Below are 24,805 nucleotides of genomic sequence, written 5' to 3' on the forward strand. Positions count from 1 at the left end.
ATCCAAGATACTCTCAACCCCCTGTTTCACCTGCTGTTAAACGCTCTGCCGCATTGATGCGGCATGAATGGAAAAACAGGCATGTATCTCAAAAAGATCGATGGTCCGCGTGCGGTGACGCTTCCTGACGGATCGGTGATGACGCGCGCCGATCTGCCCCCGCCCGACACGCGCCGCTGGGTGGCCAGCCGCAAGGCCGCGGTGGTGCGCGGCGTGCTCAGTGGGTTGATTTCAAGGGCCGAGGCGCTGGAACGCTACGGGCTGAGTGATGACGAATTCGAGGGTTGGCTGCGTGCCATCCGCGACCATGGTGTTGCTGCCCTGCGGGCGACAGCGACGCAAAAATATCGACAACTTTAGGTTGGGGTGCTAAATTCGAGATGTTGGGTAACCGTGAATTAACTATTTTTGGTCAGGGTCGTCCGTGATCGAGACCCTTGACGGAGTGTATGTATGCGAGTGCTGCTGGTTGAAGATGATCCTACGACGTCGAAAAGCATCGAGATGATGCTGACCCATGCCAATCTGAACGTCTATACGACGGACCTGGGCGAGGAGGGGATCGATCTTGCCAAGCTCTATGACTACGATCTGATCCTGCTCGACCTGGGATTGCCGGACATGCACGGGCACGAGGTGTTGCGCCAATTGCGCCTGGCACGGGTCGAAACCCCGATCCTGATCCTGTCCGGGGATGACGACACGGACAACAAGATCAAGGGCTTCGGTTTTGGCGCCGATGATTACCTGACCAAGCCTTTCCACCGTGAAGAACTTGTCGCGCGCATCCATGCCATCATCCGCCGGTCAAAGGGGCATTCCCAATCGGTGATCCGCACCGGCAAGATCAGCGTGAACCTTGATGCCAAGACCGTGGATGTGAACGGCAAGGGCGTGCACCTGACCGGCAAGGAATACCAGATGCTGGAACTTCTGAGCCTGCGCAAGGGCACGACGCTGACCAAGGAGATGTTTCTGAACCATCTTTACGGCGGCATGGATGAGCCCGAGCTCAAGATCATCGATGTCTTCATCTGCAAGCTGCGCAAGAAACTGGCCGTGGCCACGGGCGGGGACAATTACATCGAAACGGTCTGGGGGCGCGGCTATGTCCTGCGTGATCCCGATCCTGCCACGATGGGCGACCACCGGCTGGCCGTAGGCGCCTGACGCGCGACACCTTGCGTTTCGTGTCCTCGTCATGGGGCCTGCGTCGCATGGGTTGCCGCGCGCGCGCATTGGCGGACTGGACCTTGACGGCAAGCCACCCTATCACTTCGGCTGTGAAGCAGCCTTGTGACGGGGGGCAAAGGTGACCGACAAGACCGGTAACGCGACAGGGACGACTGCGGCTGAGATGCGCGCCCCGGAAGAGCTGAGCGCCGCCGAGGCGGAGGCAGAGCTGGCCCGTCTGGCCGCGCTGATCGGGGCCGCCAATATCGCCTATCATCAGCAGGATGCGCCCGAAATCTCGGACGCGGACTATGACCGGCTCAAGCAGCGCAACAGCCGGATCGAGGCGCTGTTTCCGCAGCTCAAGCGCGCCGACAGTCCCAGCGACCAGGTCGGTGCCCGCTTGGCCGACGGGTTTGGCAAGATCACCCATGCGGTGCGGATGTTGTCGCTTGGCAATGCTTTCGAAGACGAAGAAATCACCGAATTCGATGACTATATCCGCAAGTACCTGAACCTCGGTCAGGCCGATCTGGCCTATACCGCAGAGCCGAAGATCGACGGTCTGAGCCTTTCCCTGCGTTACGAAAACGGCGTGCTGGTGCAGGCGGCCACGCGCGGTGATGGCGAGGTGGGCGAAAATGTCACCGAAAATGCGCGCACCATCGCGGATATTCCCGCGCGGCTGACAGGGGCGCCCGCGCTTCTGGAAGTGCGGGGCGAGGTCTACATGAGCCATGCCGATTTCGCGGCGCTGAATGCGCGGCAGGCGGACATCGGGGGCAAGACCTTCGCCAACCCGCGCAATGCGGCGGCCGGGTCTCTGCGCCAGCTTGATGCCGCGATCACCCGTGCGCGGCCCCTGCGGTTCTTTGCCTATGGATGGGGCGCTGTCTCCGAACCGCTCGCCGATACGCAGATGGGCGCGATCGACCGGTTGGCCGCGCTGGGATTCGTCACGAATGACCTGACGCGCCTGTGCCAGGGACCGGACGAGATGCTGATCCACTACCGCGCGATCGAGGCGCGGCGCGCCACGCTGGGCTATGACATCGATGGTGTCGTCTACAAGGTGAATGACCTTGCCTTGCAGGCACGGTTGGGGTTCCGGTCGACCACGCCGCGTTGGGCCATCGCGCACAAGTTTCCGGCCGAGCTGGCCTGGACCCGGCTTGAAGGGATCGACATCCAGGTTGGCCGTACCGGTGCGCTGTCGCCGGTTGCGCGGTTGACGCCTGTAACGGTGGGGGGGGTCGTCGTGTCGAATGCGACCCTGCATAACGAGGATTACATCGCCGGGCGCGATGCGCGCGGCAACCGAATCCGCGAGGGCAAGGACATTCGCGTCGGCGATTGGGTTCAGGTCTACCGCGCGGGCGATGTGATCCCCAAGATCGCCGATGTCGATCTGTCCAAACGTCCCGCCGATGCCGTGCCCTTCGTGTTCCCGGACCATTGCCCCGAATGCGGGTCCATTGCCATCCGCGAGGAGGGGGACGCCGTGCGCCGCTGCACCGGTGGCCTTGTTTGTCCCGCGCAAGCCGTGGAAAAATTGAAGCATTTCGTCAGCAGGGGTGCATTCGACATCGAAGGCCTGGGGGCCAGGCAGGTCGAGATGTTCTATCATGATGACCAGCTGGCGATCCGTGAGCCTGCGGATATCTTCACCCTGCAGCAGCGCGACGCGCGTAATCTGGCCCGCCTGAAAAATCGTGAGGGCTGGGGTGAAAAAAGCGCGAATAACCTGTTTCAGGCTATTGATGATAAGAGAAAAATACCGTTCGGGCGGTTGCTGTTCGCACTTGGCATTCGCCATGTCGGCGAAGCGGCCTCGAACCTGATCGCCGGTCATTACATCACCTGGAACACCTTTCTGTCTGCGATGGACGGGGCCGTGGGGCTGGCTGGCGCAGACTGGGACGAGCTGATGTCCATCGACGGGGTCGGGCAGGTCATGGCCAAGGCCCTGGTCACGGCCTTCTCGCCCGAAGGCGAGCGCGCCAGTATCGACCGGCTTGTCGCGCAGCTGGAGGTGCAGGATGCAACGCGCATCGTGGCCGAGGGCAGCCCGATCGCCGGCAAGACCGTCGTCTTCACCGGCACATTGGAAAAGATGACGCGCGCCGAGGCCAAGGCCCGCGCCGAAGCCCTGGGCGCCAAGGTGGCTGGTTCGGTCAGTGCCAAGACCGACATCCTCGTGGCCGGTCCGGGGGCGGGATCCAAGGCCAGGAAGGCGCAGGGCCTGGGGATCGAAACCCTGGATGAAGACGGCTGGTTGAGCCTGATCGGCGCGACATGAGCGGGCGGCCCGAGATCCTTTTCCCGCTTTTCGCCGGGATCGAGACGCTGGAAGGTGTCGGGCCCAAGACCGCGCAACTTCTGGAGCATCTGCAGATCACGCGGCCGCGCGACCTGATCTTCACCCTGCCGCATTCCGGGGTGGATCGCGCGCGCCGGGCCTCGGTGCGTGATGCGGTCCTGCCGCAGGTCGTCACCGTCGAGGTGGAGATCGGCAAGCACATGCCGGCGCGCACCAAGTCGGGGGCCTATCGGATCGTGGTCGAGGATGCGGCGACCTCGTTCCAGCTGGTGTTCTTTCATGCGCGCGGGGATTACCTGCAAAAACAATTGCCTAGCGGGCAAAGACGCGTTGTGTCGGGCCGGGTCGAGCTGTTTGACGGGATCGCGCAGATGGTCCATCCCGATCATGTCCTGCGCCCCGAAGAGGCCGGAGACATCCCCGCCTTCGAACCCGTCTATCCGCTGACATCCGGGGTTACCCAGAAGCAGATGTTCAAGGCGGCGCAATCCGCCCTGACGCGCCTTCCCGCGCTTGCGGAATGGATCGACCCTGCCCAGAAGCAGCGCGCCGGATGGCCTGATTGGGCCGATGCCGTGCGCGCGGCGCATGGGCCCGCCCGGTCTGAGGATCTTGCGGCGACGGCACCGGCGCGCGAAAGGCTGGCCTATGATGAAATGATGGCCCATCAGATCACGCTGGCCCTGGCGCGGGCCCGTCTGCGGCGGGCCAAGGGACGCGAAAGTCATGGGACCGGGCAGTTGCAGCAGCGCGTTCTGGCGGCACTTCCCTATGCGCCGACGGGTGCGCAACTGCGCGCCATCGAAGAGATCGCGCGCGATATGGCCGTGCCGCAGCGGATGAACCGCCTTCTGCAGGGTGATGTCGGCGCGGGCAAGACGCTGGTGGCGTTCTTGGCGCTGCTGGTTGCCGTTGAAGCGGGCGGGCAGGGCGTGATGATGGCCCCGACTGAAATCCTGGCCCGTCAGCACCTGGAAAGCCTGCGCCCGATGGCCGAGGCGGCTGGCGTGACGCTTGAGATCCTGACCGGGCGCGACAAGGGCGCGGACCGGCGCAGCAAGCTTGAAGCGCTGGCGCGTGGCGATATCAGGATCCTTGTGGGCACGCATGCCGTCTTTCAGAAAGACGTGGAATTTGCCGATCTGCGGCTTGCGGTCGTGGATGAACAGCATCGCTTTGGCGTGCGCCAGCGGCTGGAACTGGGCCGCAAGGGCGAGGCGGCCGACGTGCTGGTGATGACGGCGACCCCGATCCCGCGATCTTTGGCGCTGGCCCAATACGGGGACATGGATGTGTCGGTGCTGGATGAAAAACCGCCCGGCCGCCAGCCGATCAAGACCGCCATGGTGTCCAGCGCGCGGATGGACGAGGTGGTCAGCCACCTGCGGCGCGCGATCCTCGAGGGGCGGCAGGCCTATTGGGTCTGCCCGCTGGTGGATGAGAGCGAGGTTGTCGACTTGACCGCCGCCGAAGAGCGTTTCAAGCATTTGCGCGCTGTTCTGGGTGAGGGGAATGTCGGACTGGTGCACGGGCAGATGCCCGCGACCGACAAGGACGCGGCCATGGCCGCATTCCAGTCGGGCCGAGTCGCGGTTCTGGTGGCCACCACGGTGATCGAGGTGGGGGTGAACGTGCCCAATGCCACGATCATGGTGATCGAGCAGGCCGAGATCTTCGGGCTGGCGCAATTGCACCAGTTGCGCGGTCGCGTGGGCCGTGGGGCGGGCGCGTCGACCTGCCTTTTGCTGTATCGCGCGCCCCTGTCCGAAACCGCCGAACGCCGCCTGACGACCCTGCGCGATACCGAAGACGGTTTTCGTATCGCCGAAACTGATCTGGAAATGCGCGGGGCCGGTGATCTGATCGGCACCGCGCAATCGGGTCTGCCACGGTTCAGGGTGGCCGATCTGGAACGGCAAGCGGCCCTGATGGCGGTTGCACAAAGCGATGCGCGCAAGCTGATGGCGGACGATCCCACGCTGGACAGCGCACGCGGCAAGGCGGCGCGGGTGCTTTTGTGGTTGATGGAGCAGGACCAGGCGATACGGCTGATTTCCGTGGGTTGACCCCCGTTTTTCGAAAAAATGCTGTTTTGTTCTCAAATGTTCTCATAAAGTTCTTTACAGGCGGTAAAGAATATGAGAACAAAAGAGAAACAAGACACCAGATAGCCCAGTTGAAAGGTCAGACCGATGCTCGCACAGATCAAAAACGTCATCGAACGTTCCCGTGACACGCTGCTGTCGGATGCGATCGGCGCCATGGCGCTGATGGTGATCCTGGTGGTCGGCCTGCACCTTCCCACCTTTTCCTGAAAGGATTTTTCCAGTTTCTGCCTGCGGTCCTGATCCGGTGGCATGCGGCATCCCTGTCCCAATCTGATGCCTGCCTGACGGATACTGCCTGTTCCGACACAATTCAGGGCTATCCCCAGCCCTGACGTATTGCCCCGCCCAAACAGGACACGCCACTTTCCGCCGCCTTCCAGACTGGAAGTGCGGCGGTTTTTTTATCGGGATCAGGGTGTCAGGCGCAGTGGGCCTGTTCGGCCTCGGCCACGGCCTGGGCGGTCGCCTCAAGCGCCAGCAGGATCGAGGCGTGACGGTTCTTGTACTCGCGGGCGGGGCGCAGCACCTCAAGCCCTTCGAAGGGCGCATCCGGGGTGGGGCCGTCGGATTTCAGCATCGCCTTGAGGCCCTCAAGCGCCACCTCGATCTGGGCGCGGTCGCAGCCGATGACGGCATGGCCCACCACGGCCGCGGCGGCCTGCCCAAGGGCGCAGGCCTTCACGTCCTGCGCATATTCCGCGATCCTGCCATCCTTGAGCACCACATCCACCGTGACCGTGGACCCGCAGAGCGGCGAGCGCCGCTTGACCGTGGCATCAGGATGCGCCAGCCGCGCGGTATGCGGAATATCGGCCGCCAGGGCCAGAATACGCGAGGAGTACAGCTTGATCAGATCGGTGTCGCTGCTCATGCCCTGGTCCTTTCGACGCTTTCCCTTTTGGTCTCTTGCCCCTAAATAGGCCTCAACCCGTCCGAAGCAAAGAGTTTTACCATGACTTTCGATCCTGCAACACTGGTTTACAACGACGCGGGGCTGATCCCGGCGATTGCGCAGGACGATGCGACGGATGAGATCCTGATGATGGCCTGGATGAATGCCGAGGCTGTCGCGCGTACCCTGCAGACCGGCCATGTCACCTATTGGAGCCGGTCGCGGCAATCCTTCTGGATCAAGGGGGAAAGCAGCGGTCACCGGCAGGAGCTGGTTGATCTGCGCGTGGATTGCGACCGTGATTGCCTGCTGGTGCGCGTGCGTCAGACGGGACCGGCCTGCCATACGAACCGGCGCAGCTGTTTCTACACGGCGGTGCGCGACGGGGTCGAGGTCGAGCTGATGCATCCCATGGCTGGGTGAAGCGTTTTACTATTTTTTACAGGGTATTGGCTGTCGATCTTCACACGCCGATCAGCCCGCGGACCTGATCCGGGGTCTTGCCTTCGGCGCGATAGGTCGCGATGGCGCGCGCATCGTCACGCTTGGCCAGGCGCTTGCCCTGATCATCCCGGATCAGCCGGTGATGATGATAGACCGGTGTCGGCAGGCCCAGCAGGTGTTGCAACAGGACATGGATTGGGGTGGCCTCGAACAGGTCGGCACCGCGCGTCACATGGGTGACCTGCTGCGCCGCATCATCGAGCACCACAGCCAGGTGATAGGATGTGCCCATGTCGCGCCGGGCCAGAACCACATCGCCGATATTGGCAAGAAGATATTCGGGATCAAATGCTTGTACGCCGCTTTGCCCGTCGGGGCCGGCGCCTGTCTCGGCAAAGGACAGGGGGTGCGTCAGGCTGTCGAGCGCGCGGCGCATGTTCAGGCGCAAGGCGGCGCCCGGCAGCGTGCCGGACCCGTCATGGTCGCGCCTGCAGGTGCCCGGATAGATCAGACCATCGGGTCCGATCAGGGGTGTCGCGCCTTCCTGCGGGGCTGATGCGGCCTCGGCGATGTCGCGGCGTGTGCAATGGCAGTCATAGATCAGCCCGCGCGCCCAGAGGTCGCGCAGGGCGGTGCGATAGGCGGGCATGCGGTCGGACTGGCGCATGATCGGACCATCCCAGCGAAGGCCCAGCCACAGAAGGTCCTCTTTGATCAGGGCTTCCCATTCGGGGCGGGCGCGGGTCTGGTCGATATCCTCGATCCGCAGCAGGAAATCACCGCTCGCGGCACGGGCCATGTCATGGGCCACAACCGCGGCATAGGCATGACCCAGATGCAGGGGGCCGGTCGGCGACGGCGCAAATCGGGTGATGACCTTTATTTTCATTCAGGGGGTTGCAGGTCGTTCCTGATGTGGGATGCCTTGGCCGCTATTGTGCGGCCATGGCGTTGCTGCCGTCAAGCCATGCGGTCCATGCCGCTTTGGCGCGGTCGGTATAGGCCTTGTAGCGATCCTTGCGGCCGCGTCTGCCACCCTTCAACCCGTCGATCGGGCGGAACAGGCCGAAGTTCACGTTCATCGGCTGAAAGGTCTTGGCCTCGGCCCCGCCGGTGATGTGGTGGATCAAGGCGCCCATGGCGCTGTCCTGTGGCGGGCTGATCAGCGGCTGGCCCAGGATTTCGGCGGCGGCCATGCGCCCCGCAAGCAGACCCATGGCCGCGCTTTCCACATAGCCTTCGACGCCGGTGATCTGTCCGGCAAAACGGATATGCGGGCGCGAGCGCAGGCGCATCTGATCGTCCAGCAGCGTGGGCGAGTTGATGAATGTGTTGCGGTGGATGCCGCCAAGACGCGCAAAGCTGGCATCCTGAAGGCCGGGTATCATCTTGAAAACAGCGGTTTGTGCGCCATACTTCATCTTGGTCTGGAAGCCCACGATGTTGTAGAGCGTACCAAGCGCATTGTCGCGGCGCAGCTGCACCACGGCATAGGGTTTCAGATCGGGCTGATGCGGATTGGTCAGGCCCACTGGCTTCATCGGGCCGAAGCGCAGGGTCTCGCGGCCACGTTCGGCCATGACCTCGATCGGCAGGCAGCCATCGAAGTAGCCGGCCGTCTCGCCCTCGTGAAACTCGGTCTTGTCGGCAGCCAGCAGCGCGTCGATGAAAGCCTCGTACTGGTCCCTGGTCATGGGGCAGTTGATATAGGCCTTCTGTTCGGCTTCGGTTTCGCCCTTGTCATAGCGCGACTGCTCCCATGCGACGGACATGTCGATACTGTCGGCATAGACAATGGGCGCGATGGCATCGAAGAAGGCCAGTGCATCGGTCCCGGTCTCGGCAGCGATGGCGCGACCCAGACCCTCGCTGGTCAGGGGGCCTGTGGCGATGATCCAGTGGCCGCTGTCGGGCAGTTCGGTGATTTCGGTATAATCGACGGTGACATTGGGGTGGGCCATCAGCGCAGCCGTTACCGATTCCGCGAAAGGATCACGATCCACGGCCAGCGCGCCACCGGCGGGCAGGCGGTGCTTTTGGGCCATCTGCATGATCAACCCGTCAGCCGCCCGCATTTCCCAATGCAGCAGGCCCACGGCGTTCTGTTCGTCATCATCCGACCGGAAAGAGTTGGAACAGACCATCTCGGCCAGATGGCCGGTCCGATGCGCAAAGGTTGCCACCTTGGGCCGCATTTCGTGGATGACCACCTGCAGCCCCATGTTGGCGGCCTGCCAGGCTGCTTCCGATCCGGCCATGCCGCCGCCGATGATATGTAAGGTTTTGTCCATGCCGCTGATCTAGGCCAAGCGCCGCCTTTTGAAAAGGGGCATGGCATCGGTGCATTGCAGGAAGGAGGAGGGTCGAGTGGGTCACCCGTTTCATGTTTCGGCGGTCAGAGAGAGGCTGACCTGGAGGGAAACTGCCGGAGGTGACCCACACCCGTTTCAGTTGGACGATGTTTCCATCATCTGTGACCGAAGTATCAGCGAAGATTGCGGCAGCCAAGTGGCAAATGCGGAAAATATGGGGCACCAAATGGGAAACATTTACCCAAATTTGCCAGAATGACGTCTTGATCGGCAAGGCCTCGCCGATGGTCGGCAAAGCCCTGCCTGCGCATCCGCCTATTGGGTCCAGTCGGGGTGGCGCTTTTCCAGAAAGGCGCTGATTCCCTCGGCCGTGTCGCGATAGAGCATGTTCTGCACCATCACGTCGCCGGTGTAGTCATAGGCCTGGTCGATCGGCATGCCGATCTGGTTGTAGAACGCCTGCTTGCCGATCTTGACGGCCGCGCCCAGCTTGTCGGCCACCATGCCTGCCAGTGCGGCGGTTTCCTGTGCGAGGGACTCGGGCGGGACCACGCGATTGACCAGACCCAGCGCCTCGGCGCGGGTGGCGGGAATGAACTGGCCCGTAGTCAGCATCTCGAAGGCCTGCTTGCGCGGGATGTTGCGGGTCAGCGCCACCATCGGGGTCGAGCAGAACAGCCCGATGTTCACCCCGTTGACGCCAAAGCGCGTGCCTTCCGCCGCCACGGCCATGTCGCAGCTGGCGACCAACTGGCAACCGGCCGCGGTGGCGATGCCGTGGACCTGCGCAATGACCGGCTGGGGCAGGCGCTGGATCGAGGTCATCATTCTGGCGCAGCGATCGAAGAGATTCTTGAAATAGGCCTTGCCGCCGTCTTCGGCCTGACGGCCTGCCGTCATTTCCTTTAGGTCATGGCCCGCACAGAAGGCCTTGCCCTCGCCAGACAGCACGATGGCGCGAATGGCGCGATCCTCTGCCAGCCGATCGAATTCGGATTGCAGCGCCGCCAGCATGGCGTCAGACAACGCGTTCAGCTTTTCGGGGGCGTTCATCCGAAGATGCGCGACCGCGCCCGTGTCGTTACGTTCCAGCAAAGCCATCTTGTCCTCCCGCGATGTTCCGTCCAACTCTAGGCGCAACTGTAAAGGGAGAACAAGCATGGCGTTGAAGATGACGCGCGAGGAGCTGCAGACATTCATCAAGGACGTGTTCCCGCAGGTGGCCGAGGATTTCACGATCATGGATGTTGCGCCGATGGAGATAACCGTGCGCCTGAACGTGGGCGAGCGGCATCTGCGCCCGGGCGGCACCATCTCGGGGCCGTCGATGTTCGGACTGGCGGATGTCGCGATCTATCTGGCGATCATGGCGATGATCGGGCCCAAGGCGCTGGCGGTCACCACGAATTCCAGCATGGATTTCATGCGCAAGCCCGGTGCCGGGGTGGACCTGATCGCCAAATGCCGGTTGCTCAAGCTGGGTCGCGTGCTGGCGGTGGGGGATGTGCTGCTGTTCTCGGAAGGGATGGATGAACCGGTGGCGCGGGCCTCGATGACCTATTCGATCCCTCCGAAGGGCTAAAAATGTGGGGTATTCAGATACCTATTTTGCAAGCCATTGATTTGGCTTGATTAATAGCAGAAAGGGGCGCTTGACTATGCGTTGCGGGCGGATATAACCCCGCAATCGCATTGGACAGGCCCTGATCGGTTCTGTCCCGAACTGAACAAGGGTAACCCCGCAATGAAAACCTTTTCTGCTACTCCGGCGGATATCGACAAGAAATGGATCCTGATCGACGCCGAGGGCGTTGTTCTGGGCCGTCTTGCCTCGATCGTCGCCATGCGCCTGCGCGGCAAGCACAAGCCGTCCTTCACGCCCCATATGGATATGGGTGACAACGTGATCATCATCAACGCCGACAAGGTGCAGATGACCGGCAAGAAGCGCGCCGAGAAGAAATACTACTGGCACACCGGCCACCCCGGCGGGATCAAGCACCGCACTGCGGCGCAGATCCTTGAAGGCGCGCACCCCGAGCGTGTGGTGACCGCCGCCGTCAAGCGCATGCTGCCCGGCAACAAGCTGTCGCGCCAGGTCATGACCAACCTGCGCGTCTATGCCGGTGCCGCCCATCCGCACGAGGCGCAGGCGCCTGAAGTGCTGGATGTGAAATCCATGAACTCCAAGAATACGCGGGTGTAATGATGGCTGATCAGATCAATTCCCTCGAAGAGCTGGGCGCCGCCACCGGTGCTGCCGCAGCACCTGTTGAGGTTGCCGCCCCCCGTGAACCCGTTCGCGACTCGCTGGGCCGTTCCTATGCGACCGGCAAGCGGAAGGACGCGGTTGCCCGCGTCTGGATCAAGCCGGGTTCCGGCAAGGTCACCGTGAACGGCAAGGAAATGGCTGCCTATTTCGCGCGCCCGGTGCTGCAGATGATCCTGCGCCAGCCGTTCACCATCGCCGGTGTCACCGATCAGTTCGACGTCATGGCCACCGTGGCCGGCGGCGGTCTGTCCGGTCAGGCTGGTGCGGTCAAGCACGGCATCTCGAAGGCGCTGCAGCTGTACGATCCCAGCCTGCGTGCAGCCCTCAAGGCCGCTGGCTTCCTGACCCGCGACAGCCGCGTGGTTGAGCGGAAGAAGTACGGCAAGGCCAAGGCGCGCAAGAGCTTCCAGTTCTCCAAGCGCTGATACGGGCTTACAGGATTTCGAAAAGGGCTGCCCTCGGGTGGCCCTTTTTCTTTGGCCAGCGTGGTGTATCGACCGGAACAGGGGCACGGACGCCTGTCTGCAATCACCTATGGGCCATAAAAAAGGGGCGTCCAAAGGACGCCCCTCTCACGGGTCTGTACCGAGGGCGCGGATCAGTTGCCCGAAAGCGAGAAATCGTAGCTCATGGTGAAGGTGATGAGACCGTCATTGCCGGTCGTGTCGTCATCTTCATAGAGGATGTTGAAGGCCACTTCGTCAGAGATGGCATAGGTGACGCCGAGTTCGTAATAGATCACGTCGGACGAGTTGGTGCCGAGCAGGGCCTGCAGCGACCAATCACCGGTCAGCGCATAATCCACACCGGCTTCGATGTAGGAATCTTCGCTTTCGACAAGGTAGCCGACGGCGAGCGAGCCGCTCAGGCTGTCGGACAGGCCATAGGAGATCGCAGCGATCACTTCCGCTTCGTCATAGCCCGAGTCGTCCAGGAAATAGGCCGAATAGGACAGGTCGATGCCCAGGCCGCTCGACAGTTCGGTGCCGTAGCCGAGGATCACGTCCATCTCTACCTTGTCCGGTGCGGAACCGCCGGGCAGGGTGCCGAACCACAGCTGGCCGTAGAAACCGTTGGTTTCTGCCTGCAGGTAGAAGGACAGCGGGTAATCCGCTTCGGAGTTGCTGTCGGTCGTCAGGTCGTAGGAGGTGGCAACGGCGGCGCCGCCCGAGAGGCTGACCTGTGCAGTTGCAGCGAACGGCAGCATGGCAAGGCCTGCGCCAAGAAGGATATATTTCATCTTTCGTCCCTTCGGTCTGGTTTTCTTTTGGGGTTTCAGTGTTTTGTAAGGTTTTCCTGCCTGAATCAGCAGGGTTGTTCTTGTAATGATATAACAATTACGAGGATCTATTGGGCGGCATCCATCCTTTGTCAATCTGGATTATGCGGCAGTGCAGCACTGCCTGTTAAGCTGTCATAATCCTGTTGCAGAAATGACGTCCAGAGGGATGCAGGAGAAAAGGTCAGCGTGACTGACTTTGCCTGAATAACGGGCAATCGCGGTAAGGCCAGCCTATTTGTCGGGCGCAATCAGGCCCAGTCCGCGCAGGTAGATGCCGATTCCCGACTCAAGCAGATCCTCGGGCGGGAAGGGCGATGCCGTTCCGGGCGAGTTGCGCGCGAAGAGTTCGACGACCCCATGCGACATGGCCCAGATATGGGCCGAGAACATGCTGGCGGGCGGACGCTTTTCCGGCGGGATGTGCTGGCTGAGTTCGGAGGCGGCGGTTTCCAGCACGGCGCGCGCCCGCGCTGCGGCCTGCGCCAGATCCGGCGTGCGATTGACCGAGATGCTGCTTTCGAACATCGCGATGTAATGGCCGGGATACTTGCGGGCAAAGGCCAGGTAGGCGCGGCCTGTCGCCTCGAATGCGGCCAGGGCCGAGGGTTGGCCCGACTCGTAGGCGACCTGCATCACCTCGGCGAAGATCTCGTAGCCCTGGCGCGCGGCTTCGGCGATCAGGTCCTCGCGCCCCTCGAAGTGGCGGTAGACGGCAGCCGGGGTCACGCCGGCCTGTTTCGCGGCCTCTGACAGGGTAAACCCGGTCGGGCCCTGACGCGTGATCAGGTCCAGCGCGGCATCCACCAGGGCCTGGCGCAGGTTCCCGTGGTGATAGCCCTGTTTACGCATCCCAAAGGTCCGGCCCGCCGCAGATCGAAGGATCCGTGGCACCGATGGCCGCCGAATCCTTGCCCGTGTAATCCAGAGCCGCGAGGACATGGCGGATCACGGCCAGGCGCGCGCGTTTCTTGTCGTCGGATTTCACGATGGTCCAGGGGGCGGCCCGGGAATGGCTGCGATGCAGGGTTTCGCGGATCGCGTCGCTATAGGCATCCCATTTGTGCAACCCATCCACGTCGATCCGGCTGAGTTTCCATTGTTTCAGCGGATCGGATTCGCGCGCCAGAAAGCGGCGCAGCTGTTCGGCGCGGCCCACGTTCAGCCAGATCTTGAACAGGTGAAGCCCTTCATCCACCAGCATGTTCTCAAGTTCGGGCACCTGCCGGAAGAAATGTTCGCGCTGGCTGTCGGTGCAAAAGCCGAAGACATGTTCGACCACGCCGCGATTGTACCAGCTGCGATCATAAAGCACGATCTCGCCCCCGGCGGGCAGGTGGTCGATGTAGCGCTGGAAATACCATTGCGTGACTTCCGTATCCGACGGCTTGGACAGGGCCACCACGCGCGCGCCGCGCGGGTTGAGGTTCTGGGTGAAGCGCCCGATCGTGCCGCCCTTGCCGGCGGCATCGCGCCCTTCGAAGATGATGGCGATCCGTGCCCCCGTGGCGCGCGCCCAGTGCTGCATCTTGACCAGTTCGATCTGCAGCGCCTCCATCTGCTTGTCATAGGCCTTGCCGCTCATTTCCGCGGGATAGGGGTAATCGGGATTGATCAGCGCGTCCTTGTCGGCCGAACGGATGGCAAGGCGCAGATGTTCGGGCGCGTGGTTTTCGAAGAAATCGCTGATCGCGCCGTCGAATGGCAGGCTCATGGCGGGCTACCCCCTTGTTTTGCCTGACTATGGCCCAGCGGCCTGATCAACGCAATCGGGCGCGGATGGCGGCGCGGTGGATCGCGTCTTCCACCGCGTCGGGTGCGGCGTGGTGGGGCATGTGCCCGATCCCGTCCAGCCGGGTCAGCACGGCACCGGGGATCTGGCGGGCCAGCGGTTCGGAATGGATATGGATCGGCACCACGTCATCGGCGGTACCATGCACGATCTCGACCGGCATCGGCAGCGTGGGATAGCGCGCGGACATCTCGACCACATGCGGGCGCAGCGAATTGACCTGGCGCGCATTGGCGCGCAGCGTTTCCCGCCGCAGGGTCAGGCCCGCCCCGATGTAATCGGCATACCCCGGTGGCGGGGATTGCGGCGCAAAAATCCCGTCCAGCGCCGCATCGACGCGTGTCATCGGGGCATAGGCTGCGATCAAGGGCACCACGGTTGCCCCGCCGATCGAGGACGAGGCGATCCCGTAAAGTGCGCCCAGCCCGCCGGGCCAGGGGTTGGAGGCCCCGGCCAGAACGACAAGCGCCGCGGTGTCTTCGGGCCGGTTCAGCCCCCAGGCCAGCGCCACCGCGCCGCCATAGGAATGGCCCAGCACGATGGGTCGGCGCACACCGATCTGATCGGCGGCCGCCTGAAGAAAGGCCGCCTGCTGTGCCGGGCTTTCGGCGGCAGTGTTGAACGGGCCGCCGAAATCATCCGAGACGCGATCGGTCCAGCCAAGGCCGGGACGGTCGAAGACGATCACGCGGTAATCGTCCTTCAGCCGATCCACGAAGGCGAAGGTGAAATCGCGCGTGTTGCCCGATGCGCCGTGGATCAGCACCAGATCGGGGCCGCGCCCTTCGACATGGGCATGGACCTGACGCCCGTTGACCTCGATCAACCGGCCGGTCGGGGGGAAGCTGGCCTCGGCCCCGGCTTCGCGCGTATCGGCCCTGCGGTCCACAATGGCCCCGCAACCGCCCAGAAGCGCCACTGTCGCGATGAAGCTGATCACCTTAAGTACCGATGGCATCCAAATCAAACGGGGTTGACTGATAAATCTGATTTATCCAGTTGCCATATAGAAGGTGCGCGTGACTTCTCCAGCGATTGAGGGGCGTTCTCGCGGGATCGTCATCGGGATAGTAGTTCAGCGGGACATTGATCGGCGTGCCGCTGGCGACGTCCCGGTCATATTCCTGTTTCAGCGTGTCGCTGTCATATTCGAAATGGTTGAAGATATAGAGCGCGCGATGACCCGGGTCCTCGACCAGGGCGGGGCCGACCTCGTCGCTGGCCAGCAATGTGACCAGACCGGGGGCCGCGTCGATTTCGGACTGCTTCATCTCGGTCCAGCGGCTGACGGGGATCACGCAATCATCCGAGAACCCGCGCAGGTAAGGCGAGGCGGGGGCCATGTTGCGGTGCCTGAAGCAGCCGAAGGCCTTTGCATCCAGCATGTGTTTGCGCACCCCGTGGAAGTGATTGACCATCGCCATGCCGCCCCAGCAGACGCCGAAGGTGGAATGAACATGGGATTGGGTCCAGTCGAAGACCTCGCGCAGCTCGTCCCAATAGGTCACCTCCTCGAAGGGCAGGTGTTCGATGGGCGCGCCGGTGATGATCAGCCCGTCGTATTTCTCGCCGCTTGCGGCCACCTCGTTGAAGGGGCGGTAGAAGCTTTCCATGTGATCGGCGGCAGTGTTCCTGGCCTGGTGTTCGGACATGCGGATCAGCGACAGCTCGATCTGCAGGGGCGTCGCCCCGATCAGGCGGGCAAACTGGTTTTCGGTCTGGATCTTCTTGGGCATCAGGTTCAGCAGGCCGATCTTCAGCGGGCGAATATCCTGGCGCGCCGCCTGATCCTCGTCCATGACCATGACCCCTTCGCGCGTCAGGACGTCGAAGGCGGGCAGGGTGGACGGGATCTTGATGGGCATCTGGGTCAGTCCTTGATGGTCGGAAGGAAAAAGGTCTTTCGGAAAAGGTCAGATAGGGCGCGGGTCAGCCCCGCTCAAGCGCCTGGGCGATCAGCGCATCCACGTCGGCCGCACTGCGCACGGCGGCAACCTCGTCGGCGGTCACGGTCACGCCCCAGTTGCGCGCCATCGCGCCATAGCGCGGCTGGCGATGGGCCAGCGCCTGGGCATAGGTCCAGCGGATGAAGGCATCCGGATCAACTTCGTCCTCTGACACCTTGTTCTGGCTCAGGTATTCGTGCCACACCCGGTCCAGGAATTCGGCCTGGTAGGACATCGGCTTGGGCGCGCGGTCAAAGCGGCGGATCAGTTCGGCGGTATGGGCCGCGTCGCCCTTGATCCAGACCATCAGCGTCGTTTGCGACAGCGCCTTGAGGACCGGATCCTCGGGGTTTTCGGGATCGACCCATTCGCAGATCGACCCACCCGTGTCGCAGACGAAATGCGGATAGCCATAAAGCGCCTCGGCCCGTTCGATGAAATAGCCGGTGTCCAGCAGGGCATGGATCTCGGCCTGGCGGAACTGTGCCTGCCGGCGGGTATATTCGGCGTAGGGCAGGCCGCCCTTGGCGGGATTGCCCGGCTTGCCCAGGTATGACGACACCGGCGTTAGGTTGTGAAAGGTGATGTTCGATCCGATGTAGATCGAATCCGACAGCAACAGATCGCGCAGGAAGGGCACTTTCATCGCCTCGGCCTTGGCGTTGTCGGCGATGTATTCGCCCATGTAGCGGGTGCCGATCCGGTAATCGATCGAATAGTGGAACCAGTCGCCATGATCGCGCAGAAGCGTGGCCAGATGCGTCTTGCCCAGCCCGGACATGCCGAAAAACAGCAGCCGTTTGCGCGGGGCCTCGCGCCATTCCGCCGCAGATGTGTAGATCATGGTCGCATCCCTCTTGCCTGGGCGTTGTGGTAGCCCCGGCGCAAGGGGTGGTCAACGCTATTGCACGGGGGGCGGCATGGCACCGGCGGCACGGCGGCGGTTCAGGATGCGCCCGTCGATCACCACAAGCCCCGCCGCCAGCAGCGCAAAACCCGCGTAGGCGCGGATCGGCAGCGCCTCGTCCAGAAAGATCGCGCCCAGCAGGATCGCGACCGGTGCCACCAGCAGCGTGACCAGCAGCACATTGCCCGACCCTGCCATGGCCAGCACGCGGTAATAGAGCAGATAGGCCAGCGCCGTCGCCACGATCGACAGATAGGCGATGGCGATCCAGGTGATGCCGGCATAGTCCATCGTGGGCAGCCCGTCGCGCAACAGGGCCAAGGGCAGGATCACCAGCATCGAGCCGCTGAGCATGCCGGCGGCGGCCACCTGCGGGGCCAGCCCCGACAGGCGGGCGCGGTTGAAGGCGCTGCCGAACGCATAGCAGAGCGCCGCCCCGATCAGGGCCAGCTGCGCCAGCGCGGTCAGGTCCAGCCCGCGCACCGCATCGGGGCCGATCACCGTGACAGCCCCCGCAAATCCCAGCCCGATGCCCGCCAGTTTGCGCCGGGTCAGGCGTTCGTCGGCAAAAACCAATGCGGCGACCAGCACACCAAAGACGGCGGTGGAACAGTTCAGGATCGACGCCAGCCCCGAGGGGATATGCGTCTGCCCCCAGGTGATCAGCGCGAAAGGCAGCGCCGTGTTCAGCGAACCTGAAAAGACGAAAGCGGCCCAGACCAGCGGATCACGCGGCAGGGCCAGGCGGCGCAGCAGCACATAGGCCCACAGGATCAGCGCAGCCCCGGTCACGCGGAAGGCCACGACGCTGACAAAGCCCAGCTCGCGCAGGATCACGGCGTTCGACAGGAAGGACGCGCCCCAGATGCCGCCCAGCAACAGCAGCTCTGCCCAGGCCCTGAGTGAGATGGATTTCTGTGTCATGCAGCGGTGTTATGCCTGTGACAAAGCACCCGCAACCCGTTTCATGCCGCTTGTTTCGGCCGCCGCGTCTCGTGCCAGATGTTGAGGTAGTTGCCTGCAAAGATCACCAGCGCACCGGCAAAGACGAAAAGGTCCAGCGGCTCGTTGTAAAGCACCATGCCCACGATCGCGATCACGGGCAGGCGGGTGAAATCGATCGGGATCACCACGGTTGCCGGCGCGATGGACAGCGCATTTGTCAGGCAGAAATGCGCAAGCAGTCCCGCGCAGCCGATCACCGCGACATAGGGCAGGCTGGTGGCCGACGGCAGGGCGATATCCCCGTCATAGCCTGCCGCGATCAGGCCGAGCACGACCTGGGTCGTGGTCAGATAGAACAGGATGCAGGCGATGCTTTCGGTGCGCGTCAGCTTTTTCGTCAGCATGATGGTGAAGGCAAAGCAGATCGCGGACAGGGCCGCGGTGATGACGCCGGGGTTCAGGGTTTCGGGGTCGGGGCGCGCCACGATCAGGATGCCGATGAACCCCATGACGGCGGCCAGGGTGCGCATCGGCGTCATCCGTTCACCCAGAACCAGAGGCGACAGCACCAGCACCCATAGCGGCGAGGTGAATTCCAGCGCGAAGACCTGCGCCAGCGGGATCACCGTCACCGCGTAGAACCACAGGTTCTGCCCGCTGAAATGCGCAAGGTTGCGCATGATCTGCAGGCCGGGGTGGCGGCGCGTGACCTGTCCCCAGCGCCCGGTCAGCGTCAGGATGGCAAAGACGATGACCACGCCCACGATCGAGCGGTAGAGCATGATCTCGAACGTATCGAGGTCAAAGGCCGCCTCGCGCCCGGCAACGGCCATGGCCGAAAAGGATGCGATGGCCCCGATCATCCAGAGTGCGGCGCGCAGGACTGGCGGCGGCGCGTGAAGGATGGCGGGGATCGGGGTCGTCATGCCGTTCCGTCTTCGGTGATCACGTAGTCACGCGCGATGTCCTTGGTCAGCGCGGCCCAATCGGTGTCTGCGGCGCGGGCCTGATGGGCGTCGAAAGCGGCGCGGTCGGCGAATGCCTCGTCGACCTGCCAGATCAGGGGATCGCCGGTCGGCACCACGTTGAAGGACAGGCAACCGGGCTCGGCGCGGGTCAGGTGGACATGCGCGGGCAGGCCCATCATCACGGCCCGCGCCTGGGCGTGGGTCGTGCAGATCAGTCTTCCCGAAAGCCGGATCACTCCCACTCGATCGTGCCCGGCGGTTTCGAGGTCACGTCATAGGTGACGCGGTTGATGCCCTTGACCTCGTTGATGATGCGGGTCGCCGTTTCGCCCAGGAAATCATGGGTGAAGGGATAGTAATCCGCCGTCATGCCGTCGACGGATGTGACGGCGCGCAGGGCACAGGCGAAATCATAGGTGCGCCCGTCGCCCATCACACCCACGGTGCGCACGGGCAGGATCGCCACGAACGCCTGCCAGATGTCGTCATAAAGACCGTGGCGGCGGATCTGGTCGATGAAGACCGCATCGGCCTTGCGCAGGATTTCCAGCTTTTCGCGCGTGATCTCGCCGGGGCAGCGGATCGCCAGGCCCGGTCCGGGGAAGGGGTGGCGCCCGATGAAGCTGGCGGGCAGGCCCAGTTCATGGCCCAGCGCGCGCACCTCGTCCTTGAAGAGTTCGCGCAAGGGTTCGACCAGTTTCAGGCCCATCTTTTCCGGCAGGCCGCCCACGTTGTGATGCGACTTGATCGTGACCGAAGGCCCGCCGCTGAACGAGACGGATTCGATCACGTCGGGGTAAAGCGTGCCCTGCGCCAGGAATTCCGCGCCCTCGATGCCGCTTGCGTATTTCTGGAACACGTCGATGAACAGCCGGCCGATGATCTTGCGCTTGGTCTCGGGGTCGGACTGTCCGTCCAGTTCGCCCAGGAACAGCTCGGATTCGTCCGCATGGATCAGCGGGATGTTGTAGTTGTCGCGGAACATCGCCACGACCTCGGCGGCCTCGTTCTGGCGCAACAGGCCGTGATCGACGAAGACGCAGGTCAGCTGATCGCCGATCGCCTCGTGGATCAGAACGGCGGCAACGGACGAATCGACGCCGCCCGACAGGCCGCAGATCACACGCTTGTCGCCCACCTGTTCGCGGATCTTGCGGATCGCTTCCTCGCGGTAGGCGCCCATGGTCCAGTCGCCGGTAAAGCCCGCGATACGCACGAAGTTCTCGTAAAGGGTCTTGCCGTTGGGCGTGTGGTGCACTTCGGGATGGAACTGCACGGCGTAGAAGCGGCGGTTCAGGTCCGCGGTGATCGCGAAGGGCGCGTTGGGCGAGGTGCCATAGACCTCGAAGCCCGGCGCGATGCGGCTGACATGGTCGCCATGGCTCATCCAGACCTGTTCGCGTTCCTCGAGGAACCAGCCGTTCAGCAGGTCGATCCGCCCATTGGCGGGGGTCACGTAGGCGCGGCCGAATTCGGCGGTGCCATGGCCCGATTCGACCATGCCGCCCAGCATCTGCATCATGACCTGCTGGCCGTAGCAGATCCCCAACAGGGGCACGCCCAGGGTGAAGACCGACTCGGGCGGGCGGGGCGATCCTTCCCGCGTCACGCTGTCAGGTCCGCCCGACAGGATCACGGCCTTTGGCGCGAATTCCGCCAGGAAGGCATCCGTGACCTTCTGATAGGGGTGAATTTCGCAATAGACGTTCAGCTCGCGCAGGCGGCGCGCGATCAGCTGCGTCACCTGGCTGCCAAAGTCGATGATGAGAAGGCGGTCATGGGATGTCTGGCTCATGTTCAGCCTCCTAGGCCAAGGCCCGCGTTTGCGCAAGCCTCGGCGCGGTACAGGGCGGCGCTGTTGGGGGGTGCGATGTCGCTTTTTCCCCTCAATGGCCGGATTTCTCACCCAAGGGACGCGTTGAACCGGGTATCAGGTGGCAAACCCGCCAAAGGGGCGGGGTGTTTCGGCATGAAGGATGACAAAGATGACAGAGGTTCAGACCCGCAGACCGGCACGTGGTGGTGGCGGAGCGGCGCGCCGCGCCGAGCGCGGGGCCGTGTCCTTCGAGACGGCCCAGTACATCCGCCGCAACATCCCGAATTTCGAGATCCTGACCGAAGAGGCGCTGGAGATCATCGAAACGAATGCCGAAACCGTCCTTGCCGAGATCGGGGTGAATTTCGTCAACAACCCCGCCGCGCTGGAGCTGTGGCGCAATGCGGGCGCCGAGATCGAGGGCGAGCGGGTGCGCATCCCGCGCGGCCTGGCCCGCAAACTTTGCGCCACCGCGCCGCGCGAATTCACCCAATACGCCCGCAATCCGGCGCGCAACGTCGTGATCGGCGGCAAGAACCTGGTGCTGGCCCCGGTCTATGGCCCGCCCTTCGTGCATGACGTCAAGGGCGGTCGCCGCTATGCCACGATGGAGGATTTCCGCAAGTTCGTGAAGCTGGGCTACATGTCGAAATGGTTGCACCATTCGGGCGGCACGGTGTGCGAGCCGACGGATATCCCCGTCAACAAGCGTCACCTGGACATGCTGCATGCCCATATGACCCTGTCGGACAAGCCCTTCATGGGGTCGGTCACGGAACCCAGCCGCGCGCAGGATTCGGTCGACATGTGCGAAATCCTGTTCGGGCGCGATTTCGTGCAGAACAACACGGTGATGACCAGCCTGATCAACATCAACTCGCCCATGACCTTTGACGATGTGATGATGGGCAGCCTTGAGGTCTATGCCCGCAACAACCAGGCCTGCATCATTTCTCCCTTCATCGTGGGCGGGGCCATGGCCCCGGTCAGCGTGGCCGGCACGCTAACGCAGGTTCTGGCCGAGGTGCTGGCCGGTATCGCCTACAGCCAGCTGGTGCGCCCCGGCGCGCCGGTGATCTTCGGCGCCTTCGTGACCTCGATCGACATGAACTCGGGCGCGCCCACTTTCGGTACGCCCGAGGCCAGCCAGATCACCTATGGCGCGGGGCAGCTGGCGCGGCGCATGGGGCTGCCCTATCGTTCGGCGGGGTCGTTCTGCGGCTCGAAACTGCCCGATGCGCAGGCGGCCTACGAGACGGCGAACAGCCTGAACATGGGGCTTCTGTCCGGCGTCAACTTCATGCTGCATGCCTGTGGCTGGCTGGAAGGCGGGCTTGTCGCCAGCTTCGAGAAATTCGTGATGGACGCGGACCAACTGGGCGCACTGCACAAATTCGCCGAAGGCGTGGCGGTGGATGCGAATGCGCAGGCCATGGATGCGATCCGCGAGGTCGGCCCCAGCGGGCATTACCTTGGCTGTGCCCACACGCAGGCGAATTTCAAATCGGCCTTCTGGCGCTCGGATGTGTTCGATTACAAACCCTTCGAGACATGGCACGAGGAAGGTGCGCGCGACACGATGGCGCTGGCTGCGGTGAAGGTGGACCAGATGCTGGCCAACTACCAGCAACCCGCGCTTGATCCCGCCATCACCGAGGCGCTGGCCGGATACGTCGCGCGCAAGAAGGAAAGCATGGCCGACGCCTTCATGTAAGCAAGGCCAGGCAGGACAACAAAAGCGAAGGGCGGTCTTTGGGCCGCCCTTCGCCGTTTCCGGCGGCCATGGCACTGGCCACTAGCCGAGCGGTTCAAGAACGGGGCCAGCCACCACCGCGACAGCGGGGCGCACCGCCAGCGGCGGATGCAAGGCCCGCAGCAATCGCGCCTCGCCCATCATGGCGATCATCACCTCGACATGGCGGATCGTGGAATAGCCGGCCTCGCCGTCGCGGCGGCTCTGGTCCAGACCGGCCTCGATGTCCATCAGCCGTTCAAGTGCTGGCGCGTTGCGCTGCAGTCCGCCGTGCCCCAGAAGGCGGGGCAGATGGATGTCGCGCCGGTAATCCTCGGCGCCGATGCGGGCGGTGCGGATCAACAGGCGCGGCCGTCGCAGCGCATCCAGCCGGTGCAGGATATCGTTCATGATGCGGTTCCTTGTGCAGGGCCGGGCGGATTGCCCGGTCTGCCTGACTGAACCACGGCCAGGGGGGATGTTGCGCATCGGCCCAAAGCAGCGCGCGGCGCCTTTGCCATTATTCAACATTTAGAAACAATTATGAACAATTCGACCGAATGTTAACGAACTGGTAAGAATTGCATTCTTAGGTTGCAAGTCTGTCTGGGGATAACCTGTGGAGAAGAAAGGCAGGAGGTTTGACATGACGACCTTTGACACCGCTGCGGCCCGCAATGATGGGGCACCTGCGGTCCAGAACAGGGATGCGGCGCCGGGCTGGGTTCCCAAAACGGCCCTGCGCTATCTTGCCCATATCGAAGCCGGGCTGCCGATCCGCGCGCTGGCGCGCCATGCGGGCTGTCATGCCTCCACCATCCTGCGCCAGATCCGCAAGCTTGAAAACCGCCGCGACGATTTCCTGGTGGACGAAGCCCTGCGCCAGCTTGGGGGGCTGCATTTCCGCCCTGATCCCCGGCGCGAAACGGGGGGCAGGCCCCCGTTGCAGTCCCAGTTCCCGTTGAAGGAGCATCGCACGATGACTACAGATCTTGATCCGCTGCCCGACAGCAAGAACACATCGGTGACCGCTACGGGCGATGTGCCCGGCACGGTGGCACCGACAAACGAGACGCTGCGCCGCGAGGGTCGGCGCGTCCTGCGCCGGCTTGCCGAACCGGGTGCCGTGCTTGCGGTGGCTGCGGAAATGGACAAGGCCGTGGTCGTTCGCGACGGTGTCGATGGGGGCACGACGCGCACCGCCGTGGTGGATCGGGCCATCGCGCAGGCGATGGCGCTGAAGGAATGGATCGTCTGCGATACGCCGGGCCGTGTGTCCCGATACCGGATCACCGGCACGGGACGCGCCGCACTTGGAACGCTGCTGGCCGAGGCCGAGAACATGGCCCGCCGTGGTGTCAGCGAAGGCGGCGCGCGGTTTGCGGGGCCGGATGCGGCGGATGGCGCGGCTGATGACACGGATGAGCCGACCAGCGGCGGCGGTCGGCGCAGAATGCGCTACTGCGTGAACGAGTCGCCCTTGCTGTCGCTGGCGCGGCGGCGCGACAAATCCGGCGAACCCTTCCTGTCGGATGAGCTGGTCACCGCCGGAGAACGGCTGCGCGAGGATTTCGAACTGGCCCAGATGGGGCCCAAGGTTGCGCAGAACTGGGACCGGTTCCTGACCGCAGGTGTGCAGGGTGGGACAATGGCGACCGGTGCCGCGCGCGGGCCCGAGGCCGCACGTGCGCGCATCGGCGCGGCGCTGCGCGACCTGGGGCCTGGCCTGGGCGATGTCGCCTTGCGCTGCTGTTGCTACCTCGAAGGTCTGGAACAGGCCGAACGGCGCATGGGCTGGTCGGCGCGGTCGGGCAAGATCGTGCTGCGCATCGCGCTGCAGCGGTTGCGCCGGCACTATGACGACCTTGGCAAGGATGGCGGCATGATCGGCTAGACCGG

26 protein-coding genes are annotated in these 24,805 nt (G+C 63.5%); 11 read left to right on the forward strand and 15 right to left on the reverse strand.

Going from position 1 to position 24,805, the window contains the following annotated elements; translation table 11 throughout:
• Positions 1 to 81: 81 nt before the first annotated feature.
• The 5 genes from ACMUJL_RS01020 to ACMUJL_RS01040 all read left to right on the forward strand — a co-directional run bounded on the left by ACMUJL_RS01020 (position 82) and on the right by ACMUJL_RS01040 (position 5,808).
• The gene (locus ACMUJL_RS01020; protein WP_068289908.1) at positions 82 to 360 is read left to right on the forward strand and encodes a DUF1153 domain-containing protein; all 279 of its coding nucleotides are present in this window, start codon (positions 82 to 84) and stop codon (positions 358 to 360) included.
• A 93-nt stretch (positions 361 to 453) separates the two neighbouring features.
• The gene (ctrA, locus tag ACMUJL_RS01025) at positions 454 to 1,170 is read left to right on the forward strand and encodes a response regulator transcription factor CtrA (protein WP_068289905.1); all 717 of its coding nucleotides are present in this window, start codon (positions 454 to 456) and stop codon (positions 1,168 to 1,170) included.
• Between the two features lie 187 nt (positions 1,171 to 1,357).
• A complete protein-coding gene (gene ligA / locus ACMUJL_RS01030; RefSeq protein ID WP_416914434.1) occupies positions 1,358 to 3,472 on the forward strand; it encodes an NAD-dependent DNA ligase LigA in 2,115 nt (704 codons plus the stop codon).
• The gene (gene recG, locus ACMUJL_RS01035; protein WP_375571078.1) at positions 3,469 to 5,559 is read left to right on the forward strand and encodes an ATP-dependent DNA helicase RecG; all 2,091 of its coding nucleotides are present in this window, start codon (positions 3,469 to 3,471) and stop codon (positions 5,557 to 5,559) included. The genes ligA and recG overlap by 4 nt, the downstream gene beginning before the upstream one ends.
• A gap of 126 nt (positions 5,560 to 5,685) precedes the next feature.
• Positions 5,686 to 5,808 (forward strand): hypothetical protein, encoded by a 123-nt coding sequence (locus tag ACMUJL_RS01040; RefSeq protein WP_375571076.1) that lies wholly within the window; start codon positions 5,686 to 5,688, stop codon positions 5,806 to 5,808.
• A gap of 211 nt (positions 5,809 to 6,019) precedes the next feature.
• Here the strand turns inward: ACMUJL_RS01040 and ACMUJL_RS01045 are convergent, their stop codons facing one another.
• Positions 6,020 to 6,472 carry an iron-sulfur cluster assembly scaffold protein gene (locus ACMUJL_RS01045; RefSeq protein ID WP_068289896.1) on the reverse strand — a complete coding sequence of 151 codons (453 nt, stop codon included), beginning with the start codon at positions 6,470 to 6,472 and terminating at the stop codon, positions 6,020 to 6,022.
• Between the two features lie 81 nt (positions 6,473 to 6,553).
• Here ACMUJL_RS01045 and hisI point away from each other — a divergent pair, with 81 nt between their 5' ends.
• Positions 6,554 to 6,916 (forward strand): phosphoribosyl-AMP cyclohydrolase, encoded by a 363-nt coding sequence (hisI, locus tag ACMUJL_RS01050; protein ID WP_068289895.1) that lies wholly within the window; start codon positions 6,554 to 6,556, stop codon positions 6,914 to 6,916.
• Between the two features lie 40 nt (positions 6,917 to 6,956).
• On the opposite strand, the gene gluQRS is transcribed toward hisI, so the two are convergent.
• The 3 genes from gluQRS to ACMUJL_RS01065 all read right to left on the reverse strand — a co-directional run bounded on the left by gluQRS (position 6,957) and on the right by ACMUJL_RS01065 (position 10,350).
• Entirely contained in the window at positions 6,957 to 7,826 is an 870-nt protein-coding gene (gluQRS, locus tag ACMUJL_RS01055) for a tRNA glutamyl-Q(34) synthetase GluQRS (protein WP_375571073.1), read from the reverse strand.
• Positions 7,827 to 7,869: 43 nt separating this feature from the next.
• Entirely contained in the window at positions 7,870 to 9,228 is a 1,359-nt protein-coding gene (gene trmFO, locus ACMUJL_RS01060; RefSeq protein ID WP_375571071.1) for a methylenetetrahydrofolate--tRNA-(uracil(54)-C(5))-methyltransferase (FADH(2)-oxidizing) TrmFO, read from the reverse strand.
• A 336-nt stretch (positions 9,229 to 9,564) separates the two neighbouring features.
• Positions 9,565 to 10,350 carry an enoyl-CoA hydratase gene (locus ACMUJL_RS01065; protein WP_068289889.1) on the reverse strand — a complete coding sequence of 262 codons (786 nt, stop codon included), beginning with the start codon at positions 10,348 to 10,350 and terminating at the stop codon, positions 9,565 to 9,567.
• A gap of 58 nt (positions 10,351 to 10,408) precedes the next feature.
• Here ACMUJL_RS01065 and ACMUJL_RS01070 point away from each other — a divergent pair, with 58 nt between their 5' ends.
• From ACMUJL_RS01070 to rpsI, 3 genes are all read left to right on the forward strand, one after another.
• Complete coding sequence (locus tag ACMUJL_RS01070) at positions 10,409 to 10,831, forward strand: PaaI family thioesterase (protein WP_068289887.1); 423 nt, start codon at positions 10,409 to 10,411, stop codon at positions 10,829 to 10,831.
• Positions 10,832 to 10,993: 162 nt separating this feature from the next.
• Entirely contained in the window at positions 10,994 to 11,455 is a 462-nt protein-coding gene (gene rplM / locus ACMUJL_RS01075; protein WP_068289886.1) for a 50S ribosomal protein L13, read from the forward strand.
• A gap of 2 nt (positions 11,456 to 11,457) precedes the next feature.
• Positions 11,458 to 11,946: a 30S ribosomal protein S9 gene (gene rpsI, locus ACMUJL_RS01080; protein ID WP_068290199.1), complete on the forward strand. Its 489-nt coding sequence runs from the start codon at positions 11,458 to 11,460 to the stop codon at positions 11,944 to 11,946.
• Positions 11,947 to 12,119: 173 nt separating this feature from the next.
• On the opposite strand, the gene ACMUJL_RS01085 is transcribed toward rpsI, so the two are convergent.
• The 10 genes from ACMUJL_RS01085 to guaA form a co-directional block, all read right to left on the reverse strand.
• Positions 12,120 to 12,761, reverse strand: a complete 642-nt coding sequence (locus ACMUJL_RS01085) for a hypothetical protein (protein ID WP_416914080.1) — start codon at positions 12,759 to 12,761, stop codon at positions 12,120 to 12,122.
• 273 nt (positions 12,762 to 13,034) lie between these two features.
• Positions 13,035 to 13,652 carry a TetR/AcrR family transcriptional regulator gene (locus ACMUJL_RS01090; protein ID WP_068289884.1) on the reverse strand — a complete coding sequence of 206 codons (618 nt, stop codon included), beginning with the start codon at positions 13,650 to 13,652 and terminating at the stop codon, positions 13,035 to 13,037.
• Entirely contained in the window at positions 13,645 to 14,514 is an 870-nt protein-coding gene (gene ppk2, locus ACMUJL_RS01095) for a polyphosphate kinase 2 (protein WP_375571065.1), read from the reverse strand. The genes ACMUJL_RS01090 and ppk2 overlap by 8 nt, the downstream gene beginning before the upstream one ends.
• 46 nt (positions 14,515 to 14,560) lie before the next feature.
• Positions 14,561 to 15,550, reverse strand: coding sequence for an alpha/beta fold hydrolase (locus tag ACMUJL_RS01100; protein ID WP_416914081.1), 990 nt, complete (start codon positions 15,548 to 15,550; stop codon positions 14,561 to 14,563).
• A complete protein-coding gene (gene metA, locus ACMUJL_RS01105) occupies positions 15,534 to 16,457 on the reverse strand; it encodes a homoserine O-acetyltransferase MetA (protein ID WP_068289877.1) in 924 nt (307 codons plus the stop codon). Before metA ends, ACMUJL_RS01100 begins: the two co-directional genes overlap by 17 nt.
• A gap of 64 nt (positions 16,458 to 16,521) precedes the next feature.
• Positions 16,522 to 17,382: an ATPase gene (locus ACMUJL_RS01110; protein ID WP_068289875.1), complete on the reverse strand. Its 861-nt coding sequence runs from the start codon at positions 17,380 to 17,382 to the stop codon at positions 16,522 to 16,524.
• Positions 17,383 to 17,439: 57 nt separating this feature from the next.
• The gene (locus ACMUJL_RS01115) at positions 17,440 to 18,369 is read right to left on the reverse strand and encodes a DMT family transporter (protein ID WP_068289873.1); all 930 of its coding nucleotides are present in this window, start codon (positions 18,367 to 18,369) and stop codon (positions 17,440 to 17,442) included.
• Between the two features lie 41 nt (positions 18,370 to 18,410).
• The gene (locus ACMUJL_RS01120; protein WP_375571062.1) at positions 18,411 to 19,316 is read right to left on the reverse strand and encodes a DMT family transporter; all 906 of its coding nucleotides are present in this window, start codon (positions 19,314 to 19,316) and stop codon (positions 18,411 to 18,413) included.
• Positions 19,313 to 19,537 (reverse strand): antibiotic biosynthesis monooxygenase, encoded by a 225-nt coding sequence (locus ACMUJL_RS01125; RefSeq protein WP_416914082.1) that lies wholly within the window; start codon positions 19,535 to 19,537, stop codon positions 19,313 to 19,315. Before ACMUJL_RS01125 ends, ACMUJL_RS01120 begins: the two co-directional genes overlap by 4 nt.
• Before the next feature lie 53 nt (positions 19,538 to 19,590).
• Positions 19,591 to 21,153 (reverse strand): glutamine-hydrolyzing GMP synthase, encoded by a 1,563-nt coding sequence (gene guaA, locus ACMUJL_RS01130; RefSeq protein ID WP_416914083.1) that lies wholly within the window; start codon positions 21,151 to 21,153, stop codon positions 19,591 to 19,593.
• A gap of 190 nt (positions 21,154 to 21,343) precedes the next feature.
• On the opposite strand from guaA, the gene ACMUJL_RS01135 reads away from it, so the two are divergent.
• Positions 21,344 to 22,888 carry a trimethylamine methyltransferase family protein gene (locus tag ACMUJL_RS01135; RefSeq protein ID WP_068289865.1) on the forward strand — a complete coding sequence of 515 codons (1,545 nt, stop codon included), beginning with the start codon at positions 21,344 to 21,346 and terminating at the stop codon, positions 22,886 to 22,888.
• 81 nt (positions 22,889 to 22,969) lie between these two features.
• On the opposite strand, the gene ACMUJL_RS01140 is transcribed toward ACMUJL_RS01135, so the two are convergent.
• Positions 22,970 to 23,317, reverse strand: coding sequence for a DUF6477 family protein (locus ACMUJL_RS01140; RefSeq protein ID WP_375571055.1), 348 nt, complete (start codon positions 23,315 to 23,317; stop codon positions 22,970 to 22,972).
• A 235-nt stretch (positions 23,318 to 23,552) separates the two neighbouring features.
• On the opposite strand from ACMUJL_RS01140, the gene ACMUJL_RS01145 reads away from it, so the two are divergent.
• Entirely contained in the window at positions 23,553 to 24,800 is a 1,248-nt protein-coding gene (locus tag ACMUJL_RS01145) for a DUF6456 domain-containing protein (RefSeq protein ID WP_375571053.1), read from the forward strand.
• Positions 24,801 to 24,805: the final 5 nt, after the last annotated feature.

This window comes from Seohaeicola sp., from assembly GCF_048006315.1.
Taxonomy (GTDB): Bacteria; Pseudomonadota; Alphaproteobacteria; order Rhodobacterales; family Rhodobacteraceae; genus Seohaeicola.